The organism is Hyphomicrobiaceae bacterium (genome assembly GCA_041397645.1).
In the GTDB taxonomy this organism is placed as follows: Bacteria; Pseudomonadota; Alphaproteobacteria; order Rhizobiales; family Hyphomicrobiaceae; genus Hyphomicrobium_B.
The window spans coordinates 61,274-74,119 of record JAWKWE010000006.1 but is presented as its reverse complement, the minus strand read 5'-3'; the positions used below and the strand labels follow the sequence as shown (position 1 = coordinate 74,119).

Here is a 12,846-nt window from a genome sequence, read left to right as displayed (position 1 = left end):
GCCCGCCCAGCATCCGAATTGGTCTGCTGCGGCAGGGCGCTACGCAAGACTGGGAGGGCTGCTTTGTGATCTATCGGGCTCGGCTGATGCATGTGCTTTTCGCTGCCGCCGCTCTGCTCTTCGCAGGCGCGCCCGCGCGCGCTGAGACGTTCGACGTTTTTGTTGCCGGGCTGTGGCCGGATGCTTCCAAGGCCGGCGTGTCGCGCGCAACATTCGATGCGGCGATGAAAGGGGTCACGCCGGATTACAAGCTGCCCGATCTCGCTTTACCGGGTAAGCCCAAGGTCGATAACTCGGGTCAGGCGGAATTTACAAAAACAGCTGCCGATTACATCTCCAAGCCCTACATGGAGAAGCTGTCGTCGCAAGGGCGCAGCTTCTTTGCCAAGTATAAGGGGCCTCTAAAAGAGATCGAACGCAAGACGGGGGTCGATCCCTACATCCTCGTCGCCATCTGGGGGCGTGAGACGGCTTACGGCTATCATAAGCTCCCGCACGACGCGATCCGCGTCCTTTCCACGCTGGCGTATACCGGACGCCGCAAGGATATGTTTCGCAACGAGCTGATCGCGGCCTTGCGCATGTTGCAGATGGGTGTCCCTCGCTCCGATATGAAATCCTCATGGGCGGGTGCAGTTGGTCTCACCCAATTCATGCCGAGCGAATACCTCAAATATGCCGACGATGGCGATGGCGACGGCAAGGCAGACATCTGGCGTTCGATACCCGACGCTCTCGCATCGGCCGCCCGCCAGCTCGAAGGCAAAGGCTGGAAGCGCGGACAGGGCTGGGGGTATGAAGTCGTCTATGGTCGTGGTGCTGATTGCTCGCTCGAGGGACCGCCTGACGAACGCACCATTTCAAAATGGATCGACCTTGGCTTCCGGCGTGCGGACGGCAAGCCTTTCACCAAGTCGCAAAAGGCCGAGGTGGCATACCTCATGAGCCCGGCGGGCACTTATGGTCCACAGTTTCTCGCGTCGGAGAATTTCAAGGTCATCCGCCTCTACAACACATCGGATCTCTATGCGCTGTTCGTCGGCCACCTGTCTGACCGGATTCGCGGTGGTGGCGATTTCGCAACGCCGTGGGCCGAATTTAATCAGCCGCGGACGCGCACGGTGCATGACCTGCAAGCGCGTCTGAAGGCGCTGGGCTATCCCATGGATAAGATCGACGGAAAAATTGGATCCAACACACGCAAGCAAATTGGGCTTTATCAGAAGTCTAACGGCTTGAAAATCGACTGCTGGCCATCCGAGCCCGTACTTAGCCACGCAAATACAAAGGCTGAGCGTTAGGTGCGTTTGCACCGTGGGGGCCTGAAGGGCTAAGATGCACGTGTGATTTGCCGCGTAACGGGCATTCCTGAACGAGAGCCCGGAGAGCAACTTTGAGTGCAGGTCCCGGTGAGGACACAAATCGGTTCGCGACACGTTTGATGATACGCCGTCTTGCAAGCATAGGTATCGCGGTAATCGCCGCAGTCCTTCTGGGCTGTGCTGGCGCGCGCGCAGCCGATGACGACACAGGCGGCAGCTTTCTCAATCCTTTCCCCGAAGGCGAGGTCTACAAAGTTCTCGTTGTGGGCGATGACTTCGCCGATGGCCTGCTCAGTGGATTGGCGGAGAGCTTCGGCAACGACTCGCGCCTGGAGCTGCCGAAGCAGATCCGGCCCCTTTCCGGCATCATGAGTTCCAAGTTCGATAATAAGGCGGATGAGTTCGCTCAGGCGATGGCGAACGAGAAAGCCGACATCGTGGTGGTCATGGTTGGCGACAGCGACCGCGTAACCTTGCGGACCTCCGACAATCGCCGTGTCGCTGTTATGAGCCCCGAATGGCGTACCGAGTACGTCCGCCGGCTCGACAAGATCATGAAGGCCGTCAAGATCAAGAACGCGGGTGTGTATTGGGTGGGGCTGCCCAATCTATCCCGGCCGATCGCCAACGATCAGGCTCAGGGAATGAATGAAGTCATCCGCGAGCGCGCCTATCAAAATGGGTTCCGCTACATCGATGCCTTTGCCGGGTTCACCGACGAGAGTGGTTCCTATTCTGCTTACGGCCCCGACCTTGCGGGAAAGATCCGTGTTCTGCGCCAAGGCGACGGCGTGCACTTCACCGACGCAGGCAACGCGAAGCTAGCGCATTTCGTGGAAAAGGAAATGCGCCGCGATCTCAACAGGGCGAAGGCGGATCGCTCGATCCCGCTAGCTGGCAATGAGGCGGAGCAAGCACTGATCAATCCCGAAAACGCGGTGAAGTCGCCAGCGCCATCCTCGCCTGCGGCCGCCGAAAAGCCGGCACAAGAAGAGAAGAAGACTCTGATTAGCGCGCCCGTGGCGGATCCGTCGGGAGATGTTGCGGCGGATAACGCTAAGATTTCCATGGTGGTCACTGGCAATAACGGCCGGCCAGAGACCGTCTCATTGGAGATTGTGCGTCCGCCCATTCCCGCATCTGTAGTTGCGCTGATGACGCGGAGGCAGGCCTCCGGCCAGATGGGCGATCAGCTCGTTGACCAGATTGGTGACGGGCTCACGTTAATGAATTCGGTAACGCCTTCGGGTCAGAAAGGCCCTGGCAAGCTCAGCCCCTCTCAAGCACCTTATTTCCGCCTGTTGGTGAAGGGCGAGCGTCTGCAACCGAAACCCGGTCGGGCCGACGACTTTACTTGGCAGAAGCCCGACACGTCCTCGCTCGAGCGTCGACCCTCTGCGCCGCGCGGCTGATTGCAAACCCTATCAACTTTTGGACCATTGCCCGTCAAAAGGGCGATCATATTTGTTTGTTGAGAAATTGGGCCGCAAGTGATGCCCTGAGAAATGGAGACGCTAAGAGTGACCCGTGTTGTTCGCTTTCACGAGGCCGGTGGGCCGGAAGTTCTAAAGATCGAGGATCTAGAGGTCGGCGCGCCCGGTGAGGGCGAGATGCGCGTTCGGATAGAAGCCATCGGTCTCAACCGCGCCGAGGCTATGTTCCGTTCTGGCATGTACCTTCATCCGCCGATTTTTCCGTCTACTAACGGGTATGAGGCCTCAGCAATTGTCGATGCCATCGGGCCCGGCGTGTCCGGCTTCTCCGTCGGCGAGCCCATCAGTGTCATTCCGGCGTTGCACCTGAATAAGTATGGCGTCTATGCCGATGTAGCGATCGTGCCGGCGCACGCTTGCGTGAAGCGCCCGCCGGGATTGACGGCTGTAGAAGCAGCAGCGGTGTGGATGGCCTACATCACGACGTGGGGGGCCCTCATCGACATCGCGCACGCGCAGAAGGGCGATGCCGTGATCATCACGGCGGCTTCCTCCAGCGTTGGCATCGCTGCCATCCAGATGGTGAACTATCTCGGAGGCATCTCAATCGCCGCAACGCGCACGCGCGCCAAGGCGGAGGAGCTGAAACGCCAGGGCGCGCAGCATGTGGTCGTGACCGATGAGGAAGACCTCGCAGAGAGGGTAATGGCAATTACCAACGGTAAAGGTGCGCGTATTGTCTATGATCCTGTCGGCGGTCCCATGCTCGAAAAGCTGGCGGAAGCCACCGCTCCGATGGGCATCATCATCGTGTATGGCGCCCTGAGTCCGGAGCCGACGCCTTATCCGTTGTTTGCCGCTCTGGGCAAAGGCCTTACCATTCGCGGTTACACGCTGTTTGAGTTCACGCCCGACCGCAAGAAGATAGAAAAGGGCGCGGACTTTATCTACCGCGGCTTCGAGGCGAAAGCCTTCAAGCCCATCGTATCCAAGGTCTTTGAGCTTGCCGACATCGCGGAAGCGCACCGCTACCTGGAAAGCAACGCGCAGCTTGGCAAGGTAGTGGTGACTGCGAAGGGCTAGGCAGTCCAGATTTGGTGTTCTCAAAAATGAAAAAGCGCCCGGGGCTGTTGCTGCCGGGCGCGTTTTTCTGGCGTTTTTGAGGTCAACGCGGCAGCGTAGTCTCGCCCATCAGTTCTTTGTCGATCGCGTGCGCCGCCTGACGGCCTTCGCGGATTGCCCAAACGACGAGGCTCTGACCGCGGCGGATGTCACCCGCGCAGAACAGCTTGGGGTGGCCGTTGAGTTTGTAATCGCGGTCGTTGGCATCAAGTCCCTTGAAACGACCACGTGGAACAACCCGCAAACCCATTTCTTTGACGACATCGCTCTCGATCGGGCCGGAAAAGCCCATGGCGAGCAGCACGAGGTCCGCATCCAGCGTGCCCTCGGTGCCTGCAATCGGCTGCATGTTGGCATTCACGCGCGTGTAGTGAAGCTTCTTGATATTGCCGCCCTCGCCGGAAAAGCCGGTGGTCGAAATAGAATACTCCGTCATCGCGCCTTCTGCCTGCGAGGACGAGATGCGCAGCTTCAGCGGCCAATGCGGCCACGATAGACCCTTGTTCTCCTTGACCGGAGGCTTTGGCATGATCTCAAGCTGCGTCACGCTCTTTGCACCCTGACGCAAGGACGTGCCGATGCAGTCGGAGCCGGTATCGCCGCCGCCGATGACGATGACGTGCTTGTCGTTAGCAAGAATTTCCTGCGTCTTAGGCTTCTGCTGTTCGCCTGCAACGCGGCGGTTCTGCTGAGGCAGGAAGTCCATCGCGTAGTGAATGCCGTCGAGATTTCGGCCGGGCGACTTGGCGAAGAAGTCGAAGGGCTGCTCGGACCCGATGGCCAGCAGGACAGCGTCGTTCTTGCCGAGCAGGTACTTCAACGACAGTTCGTTGCCGACGTGAACGCCGCAGTGGAACGTGACGCCTTCGGCTTCCATCTGCTTGATGCGCCGGGCGATGACGCTCTTTTCCATCTTGAAGTCGGGAATGCCATAAACGAGCAGCCCGCCGGGCCGCGCATTCTTTTCATAGACGTGCACTTCGTGACCCGCGCGCGCCAGCTGCTGGGCGGCAGCAAGCCCGGCCGGGCCCGATCCGATGACGGCTACTTTTTTGCCGGTCTTCGTCTCGGCAGGGTGCGGCTGGATCCAGCCTTCATCCCAGGCGCGTTCGGCAATCGTGTACTCGATGGTTTTGATCGTGACAGGCTTATCATCGATGTTGAGCGTGCAAGCCGCCTCGCAAGGCGCGGGGCAGATGCGGCCTGTCACATCGGGGAAGTTGTTGGTTGAGTGCAGGTTTAGCGCCGCCTGCTTCCAGTCGCCATGATAGACGAGGTCGTTCCAGTCTGGGATCTGGTTGTTGACAGGGCAACCGCTGTGGCAATACGGAATGCCGCAATCCATGCAGCGTGAAGCTTGCTTCTTGACCCCTGCTTCAGGCAACGGAACGACGAATTCGTGATAGTGTTTCAGGCGTTCCTCGACCGGCTTGTACTTGCGGTCTTCGCGGTCGAGTTCCAGAAATCCTGTCGGCTTGCCCATGGTCTTCTCTTCTTGATCCTTCGGTGCGCCTGGCGCGCTCGTTTCTCTGGTTGAGGCGTCGCGTGCCCCTCGATTACTGCTTGACCTGTTCTTCCGTCTGGCTGGCTTCGGCTTCCTTTGCCTTGGCGAGTTCGGTCAGCGCGCGGCGGTATTCGACCGGCATCACCTTCTTGAACTTCGGCAGGTAGCTCGCGAAATCCTTCAAGATCGTCTGTGCCTTGGCAGAGTTCGTGTAATGCGCGTGTCGGCTGATCAGAGCGAAGAGCCGTTCAGCATCCTGCTCGCGCATGTCGAGCATGACGTTCTTGAGCGCTACGGCGACATCGCCGCCTTGTTCGGCCATAGCTCTTAGCGAGCCGGGATCTGCCTCAAAGCTTTCAAGCTGCACCATCTCCTTGTTCAGCTTGGTCTCGAAGTCGCCGGCCTCGTCCAGAACGTAGGCGATGCCGCCTGACATGCCGGCAGCGAAGTTGCGTCCGGTCGGTCCCAGGACGACGACAACGCCGCCCGTCATGTATTCGCAGCCGTGATCGCCTGTGCCTTCGACAACGGCATAAGCGCCCGAGTTGCGAACGGCGAAACGCTCACCCGCCACGCCGCGGAAGTAGCATTCACCCAAGATGGCGCCGTAGAGCACGGTGTTGCCGACGATTATGCTGTCTTCAGGCGAGATGCCGGACTTCGGATGCGGGCGAACGATCAGCTTGCCACCCGAAAGCCCCTTGCCGACGTAGTCATTGCCTTCGCCGACGAGATCCATGGTGACGCCAGCCGCGACCCAGGCGCCGAAAGCCTGACCTGCGGTGCCAGTCAATGTGAACCAGATGGTGTCTTCCGGCAGGCCCGCGTGTCCATAGCGTTTGGCGACTTCACCAGACAGCATGGCGCCAGCCGAACGATTGACGTTGATGATCTCAACGTCCGCCTTCACGGGCTTCTTTGAATCGAGTGCGGGCCTGGCCAGCTCGATCAGCTTGCGATCGAGAACACTGTCGAGACCGTGATCCTGCGACTCGCAATGGTAGATCGCGACGCCCGGTTCTGGGCTCGGCTTGTGAAGCAGTTTGGTGAAGTCCAGCCCGCGCGCCTTCCAATGTTCGATGGCGCGGTCCTTGTCGAGGCAATCGCTTTGACCAACCATCTCATCAAAGGTGCGGAAGCCCATCTGTGCCATAAGCTCGCGCACTTCTTCAGCAACGAAGAAGAAGTAGTTGATGACGTGCTCGGGCTTGCCGGTGAAGCGCGCGCGCAAGACCGGGTCTTGGGTAGCGACACCGACGGGGCAAGTATTGAGATGACACTTGCGCATCATGATGCAGCCGGCTGCGATGAGCGGAGCGGTTGCAAAGCCAAACTCATCGGCGCCAAGTAGTGCGCCGACGACAACGTCGCGACCAGTGCGCAGGCCGCCATCTACCTGCACGGCGATGCGGCCGCGAAGCTTGTTTGCGACAAGAGTCTGGTGCGTTTCAGCAAGACCGATTTCCCACGGCGAGCCTGCGTGCTTGATGGAGGTAAGGGGTGACGCACCCGTACCGCCTTCAAAGCCCGAGATGGTTACGTGATCGGCGCGTGCCTTCGCAACACCTGCGGCGACGGTGCCGACGCCAACCTCGGATACGAGCTTGACCGAAATGGCCGCCCGCGGATTGACGTTCTTCAGGTCATAGATGAGCTGCGCCAAGTCCTCGATCGAGTAGATGTCGTGGTGTGGCGGGGGCGAGATGAGACCGACGCCCGGTGTCGAATGCCGGACCCTCGCGATGGTGGCGTCGACCTTATGACCCGGTAGCTGACCACCTTCGCCCGGCTTGGCGCCCTGGGCCATCTTAATCTGGATCATGTCGGAGTTGATGAGGTACTCCGTCGTAACGCCGAAGCGGCCCGATGCCACCTGCTTGATGGCAGAGCGCATGGAGTCGCCATTCTGCATCGGCTTGAAGCGATCGGTTTCCTCGCCGCCTTCGCCGGTGTTCGATTTTCCGCCAATCCGGTTCATGGCAATGGCGAGCGTAGTGTGCGCTTCGCGGCTGATGGAGCCGAAGCTCATTGCGCCTGTTGCGAAGCGCTTCACGATTTCTTTGGCGGGCTCGACTTCTTCGAGCGCTACGGGTTTGCGTCCCATGCCTTCCGCCGAGCGGATGCGAAACATGCCGCGCAGCGTCATCAGCTGCTCGGACTGCTCGTTGATGCTCTTTGCGAAGTCGCGATACTTCTGAGGAACCTCGCCACTCATGGCGTCGGCGTTTTCTGTTCCGCGAACGGCGTGCTGCAAGTCGGCAACCGTGCCCGGCCGCCAAGCGTGGGCCTCGCCGCGCACCCGGTAGGCATACTCGCCGCCGACTTCGAGAGCATTCTCCAGCACCGGAACGTCGCCGAAGGCAGCTTTATGCCGCTCGACCGTTTCGCGCGCGATCTCGCGCAGTCCGACGCCCTCCACTTTGGTGGCGGTTCCGGTGAAGTACTTATTGACGAAGGCGGACCGCAGGCCAACCGCGTCGAAGATCTGAGCGCCGCAATAGGACTGGTAGGTCGAGATGCCCATCTTGGCCATGACCTTGAGGATCGCCTTACCAATCGCCTTGATGTAGCGCTTCTTGACCTCCTCGGTGGTCGTGTTGGAGTCCTCGATCATCGTGTAGAGGGTCTCGAAAGCGAGGTAGGGGTTGATGGCCTCGGCGCCGTAACCTGCGAGCGTGCAGAACTGATGCACTTCGTGCGCCTCGCCGGTTTCCACTACGAGGCCAACGGAGGTACGTAGGCCTTGCTTGATCAAATGATGATGGACCGCCGACGTCGCCAGCAGTGAGGGGATCGGGATCCGGTCGGGGCCCGCAGCGCGGTCCGACAGAATGATGATGTTGTAATCGCCCTCGCGCACGAACTCTTCGGCTTCCGCGCACACGCCGTCGAGCGCCGGACCCATGCCCGCTTCGCCCTTCTCGGCAGGATAGGTGATGTCGATGGTGATGGACGCGAAATTGTTGTCCTTCACTGCGCCGATGCCGCGGATGCGCTCCAGATCCTCGTTGGTGAGGATCGGCTGGATAACTTCCAGCCGCTTCTCTTTGGAGGTCCCTTCCAGGTCGAGGATGTTTGGCCGCGGACCGATGAACGACACGAGACTCATCACGAGTTCCTCGCGGATCGAGTCGATCGGCGGGTTCGTGACCTGAGCAAAGTTTTGCTTGAAGTAGGTATGAAGCAGCTTGCACTTCGAAGACAACGCCGAGATCGGCGTGTCGGTGCCCATGGAGCCTACCGCTTCCATGCCGCTGTCGGCCATCGGAGCCATCAGGAATTTGGTGCTTTCCTGCGTGTAGCCAAATGTCTGCTGCAGATCGAGCAGTGCAATGTTGCTCTTGCTTACTGCAGACTTTGCTGGCAGCGGCAACTCGTGGACCTTGATCTGAGTGCTCTTCAGCCATGTGTCGTAGGGATGCGAAGTGCAGATCTCCGCCTTCAGTTCCTCGTCGGAGATGATGCAGCCCTTCTCAAGATCGATCAGCAGCATCTTGCCCGGCTGCAAGCGCCACTTTTTGACGATGTCTTCCTCCGATACGGGCAGAACGCCGGACTCGGAGGACATGATGACGACGTCGTCCTTCGTGACGAGATAGCGAGCAGGGCGCAGGCCGTTACGGTCCAAGGTTGCGCCAATCTGGCGGCCGTCCGTGAAGGCCATGGCGGCAGGACCGTCCCACGGCTCCATCAGGCAAGCATGGTACTCGTAGAAGGCACGGCGGTTGGCATCCATCGTCGGGTTGCCGGCCCAAGCCTCCGGAATCAGCATCATCGCGGCGTGCGCAAGGCTGTAACCACCCATGGTGAGGAATTCGAGCGCGTTGTCGAAGCACGCGGTATCAGACTGACCTTCGTATGAGATCGGCCAAAGCTTGGAGATATCCTCGCCAAACAGCGGGGTCGAGACCGAAGCCTGCCGAGCGGCCATCCAGTTGACGTTACCGCGCAGCGTGTTGATCTCGCCGTTGTGCGCCACCATGCGATAGGGATGGGCAAGCTTCCAGGACGGGAATGTATTGGTGGAGAAGCGTTGATGGACGAGCGCCAGCGCTGAAGTCATGCGCTCGTCGGACAGGTCCTTGTAGTAGGCCTTGACCTGATAAGATAGGAACATGCCCTTGTAGACGATCGTTCGCGTTGACAGGCACACAGTGTAGTGACCGATGTCGCGGCCCTTATAGGCATTGTGAATGGCGTTGGAGACGACCTTGCGCACCAGATAGAGGCGGCGCTCGAACTCTTCTGCGGTCTTGATGCTCTTGGGTCGGCCAACGAACACCTGACGATGCACCGGCTCTACGCCCCGGACCATGTCCGAAAGGCACGAGTTGTCGACGGGAACGAGGCGCCATCCGAGCAGATCGAGACCCACCTCCTTCAAGCAGCGACCCCACACGCGTTCGCAGTGCGAACGCAAGCGTTCGTCGGCCGGCATGAAGACGTGGCCGACCGCATAGAAACCGGGCTTGGGCAGCGTAAAGCCGAGCTTACTCGTCTCGTCGGCGAGAAAGTCATGCGGGATCTGGATCATGATGCCCGCGCCATCGCCCGATAGCGGATCAGCACCGACCGCGCCGCGGTGCTCCAGGTTATGCAGGATGCTCAGTGCGTCCGAGATAATCTTGTACGACCGGCGCCCCTTCATGTCGGCGATGAAGCCAACACCGCATGCATCGCGTTCCTGCGCCGGGTCGAACATGCCTTGAGGCGCCGGGCGGCCCGAAGCGTCAATCAGTTCGTCTTCGGCGGGGGGAAGGTAGCCTTCGCTCATCGTTCGTCCTCAATTGGCGCTGGGCCGTCTTGCAAGAAAAAGTAGGTTGAAACAGTTTGTTGGTGAGACCGTTCGCAGAGGGACCGGTTGGGGCCTCGCGGCATTTGCGAGGCCGCCGTGCCGTCAGCCATAAAGGACGCTGCGTTTTCGCGCGTCCTCTGCAGTGGGCTGCCGGGTTGCGTTCTGTATCGGGCCGTCGCCGGTTAGCCGGCGTCCAAAGCGTTTACATGCCCCACTCACGGCGTTCGTTCTCCAGCGCCCTTATATGGCCCGAGACACCGTTCGCCCGGTGCCTCGGCGCACAGCTCTCCACCTCATGATCCCATTGATCATAAAGGACAGCATTGTTGACCTATTTTTGAATTCTACAGATTTAATGACACCGCACAAGCGCTAACACTTCAGGGCATTTACGGAGCCGGCGGATGGGGCAGCGCCCTGATTATCAACCCTAAAGCGGAAAGAACAAAAGAAGGGCAGGCCTTGTGGCCTGCCCTTCAGCGTCGCGCAAACGAAGCAAACCCAAACGGTTTGCTGTGATGTCAGTTGACGGCTTCGATCTGCTTGGGGGTGTCGCCAGCGTTAATAGCTATCTGGCGGGGCTTCATGCGCTCGGGAATATTGCGCTGGAGGTCGATGTTGAGCAGACCGTTCTCGAAGCTCGCCGCGGTCACCTCAACGTAGTCAGCCAGCTGGAAGCGGCGTTCGAAATTACGGGCTGCGATGCCGCGATGAAGGTAGCTGCGCTCCTTGTCGTCAGGCTTTTTCTCGCCCGAGACGGTCAGGGTCGATTCCTTGGCTTCGACCTTCAACTCATCAGGGGTGAAGCCTGCCACTGCCATGGTGATGCGGTAGGCGTTATCGGCGGTGCGCTCGATATTGTAAGGGGGATAACCGCTTTCGCTGTCAAAGCCCGAATCGAGCATTTGGAACAGTCGGTCAAAGCCAATGGCGGAACGGTAGAAGGGCGTGAAATCAGTGTGTCGCATGGGACATATCCTCCATAAGAAGCGACATGCATTTTCAGACTGCTTGTAGGTCTCCCGATTGGGCAGAGCCTGCAGCGTGCCCCCTCGCTAAAGGCGGGCACACCACATAGGTAGTAAGCGCAAAAGCCCGTTCAAGTCCCTTGCGCGCAGGGCAGGAGACGACGGCGGAAGCCGTCTTCTGCGCCATGGATGCCGTGGATGGAGCGACCATGGCCTTTGCCGCTGGCGGCGCCAATGGCTAGGATGGATTTATGTGGTCACGACGAACCGGGCTCTGCGCATGACACTTGTTTCTCTCGCCATAAATCCCGTACCCGCAGGCGCCGTAACCGGCGCTTTCGCGGGCTATGACGGGCTGCAGCTGCGCTACGCTTGCTGGCAGCCGACAAGAGGGCCGATACGCGGGACAGTCTGCATATTTCCCGGCCGGGGCGAATACATTGAGAAATACTTCGAGGTTGTCGCGGACTTGCGCCGACGCGGTTATGCCGTTGCCATCCACGACTGGCGCGGGCAGGGCGGCTCGGAACGTGCCCTTTCCAACCCGCGCAAAGGTCATGTGGTCGGGTTTACAGAGTACGATCGCGATCTTTCGATATTCATGTCGGAAATCGTCGTTCCCAATCTGCCGCCGCCTTACACGGCCTTAGCGCATTCGATGGGCGCAAACATCCTCCTGCGAAATTCGCACGACGAGCTATCGCCATTCGAACGCATGGTGCTGATCTCCCCGATGATCGCCATTAATCGCTCCAGGCTAGGCGTCAGCCAGCGGCTGGCGCGGATCTATGCGGAGACCAGCTGCCTGTTTGGGCTGGCGACCACTTACGTCCGTGGTGGTAACGACAGGCCAGAGGAGACTGTCGATTTCGAAATCAATCGCTTAACGTCCGACCATGTGCGCTGGGCGCGCAACAAGGCGATTGTGGAGACCGCGCCGGAGCTTGCTCTGGGGTCGCCAACCGTGGGCTGGTTACGATCAGCGCTGCGCAGTTGCGCGTTGCTGCAACGGCCTGACTATCCAAAATATGTTGCGGTCCCGTTGCTGGTATTCGCTGCCGGCGCGGATCACATCGTTTCCACACAGGCCATCGAGGACTTTGCTGTCGAGCTCAAAATTGGCGGAGTCATTCTGATGCCTGGGTCCAAGCACGAGATCCTGCAAGAAGATGACGCCATCCGGCAGCGATTCTGGGCTGCGTTTGACGCCTATATGGGCGTGGCGATGCCTTCAGCCGCTTAAATCGGTGGTTTGAGCAAATCCGGCAGTTACACGATCTCGCGGCGTCCACCCCAGGAACGATCCGCCGCCATTCGCGTTTGTGCTTCAGTTCTCTTTTCTAAACCGAAGCGAAAGGCGCAGTAAAATGGCTCAGGCACACACGTGGACAGCTCCCAAGTCCGGCAGCGCTTACGTTGGCGATGAATTCCAGCACACGGTCGAAGAGGCCAAGGCCCAGGTCTCTGAGATGGCTCAGCGTGCAGGCAAAGAGGCGCGAACGGTGGCGGAAGACGTCAAGGATATCGTCGTGCGCAACCCCTATACGACGTTGGCTGTTGCCGCCGGGTTGGCGTTCGCAGTCGGTGCGCTATGGAAGCTCAACAGTAGGCCAAGTTCCCGTTTGGATCGGGTTTTGCGCAATCTGCAGAATGTCGATCTTCCGAGCCGCGCTGACATCTTGTCGGGCAAGTGGCGGTAAGC

General features: G+C 59.6%; 8 protein-coding genes. 5 read left to right on the top strand and 3 right to left on the bottom strand.

The annotated features are described in order from the left end of the window. Window positions 1–65: 65 nt before the first annotated feature. The 3 genes from R3D51_16340 (at window position 66) to R3D51_16330 (ending at window position 3,838) form a co-directional block, all read left to right on the top strand. Entirely contained in the window at window positions 66–1,301 is a 1,236-nt protein-coding gene (locus R3D51_16340) for a lytic murein transglycosylase (GenBank protein ID MEZ5901051.1), read from the top strand. A 92-nt stretch (window positions 1,302–1,393) separates the two neighbouring features. After that, complete coding sequence (locus R3D51_16335) at window positions 1,394–2,734, top strand: GDSL-type esterase/lipase family protein (GenBank protein ID MEZ5901050.1); 1,341 nt, start codon at window positions 1,394–1,396, stop codon at window positions 2,732–2,734. A gap of 108 nt (window positions 2,735–2,842) precedes the next feature. Next, window positions 2,843–3,838 (top strand): zinc-dependent alcohol dehydrogenase family protein, encoded by a 996-nt coding sequence (locus R3D51_16330; protein MEZ5901049.1) that lies wholly within the window; start codon window positions 2,843–2,845, stop codon window positions 3,836–3,838. Window positions 3,839–3,920: 82 nt separating this feature from the next. Here the strand turns inward: R3D51_16330 and R3D51_16325 are convergent, their stop codons facing one another. From R3D51_16325 to R3D51_16315, 3 genes are all read right to left on the bottom strand, one after another. Then, window positions 3,921–5,360, bottom strand: a complete 1,440-nt coding sequence (locus tag R3D51_16325) for a glutamate synthase subunit beta (GenBank protein MEZ5901048.1) — start codon at window positions 5,358–5,360, stop codon at window positions 3,921–3,923. Between the two features lie 73 nt (window positions 5,361–5,433). Then, on the bottom strand, window positions 5,434–10,155 hold the full coding sequence (gene gltB / locus R3D51_16320) for a glutamate synthase large subunit (protein ID MEZ5901047.1): 4,722 nt from the start codon (window positions 10,153–10,155) through the stop codon (window positions 5,434–5,436). A 542-nt stretch (window positions 10,156–10,697) separates the two neighbouring features. Further along, window positions 10,698–11,144: an Hsp20 family protein gene (locus tag R3D51_16315; GenBank protein ID MEZ5901046.1), complete on the bottom strand. Its 447-nt coding sequence runs from the start codon at window positions 11,142–11,144 to the stop codon at window positions 10,698–10,700. A gap of 253 nt (window positions 11,145–11,397) precedes the next feature. Here R3D51_16315 and R3D51_16310 point away from each other — a divergent pair, with 253 nt between their 5' ends. Both R3D51_16310 and R3D51_16305 read left to right on the top strand, forming a co-directional pair. Beyond that, window positions 11,398–12,387 carry an alpha/beta hydrolase gene (locus R3D51_16310; protein ID MEZ5901045.1) on the top strand — a complete coding sequence of 330 codons (990 nt, stop codon included), beginning with the start codon at window positions 11,398–11,400 and terminating at the stop codon, window positions 12,385–12,387. Between the two features lie 124 nt (window positions 12,388–12,511). After that, window positions 12,512–12,844 (top strand): hypothetical protein, encoded by a 333-nt coding sequence (locus R3D51_16305; GenBank protein ID MEZ5901044.1) that lies wholly within the window; start codon window positions 12,512–12,514, stop codon window positions 12,842–12,844. Window positions 12,845–12,846 lie beyond the last annotated feature (2 nt).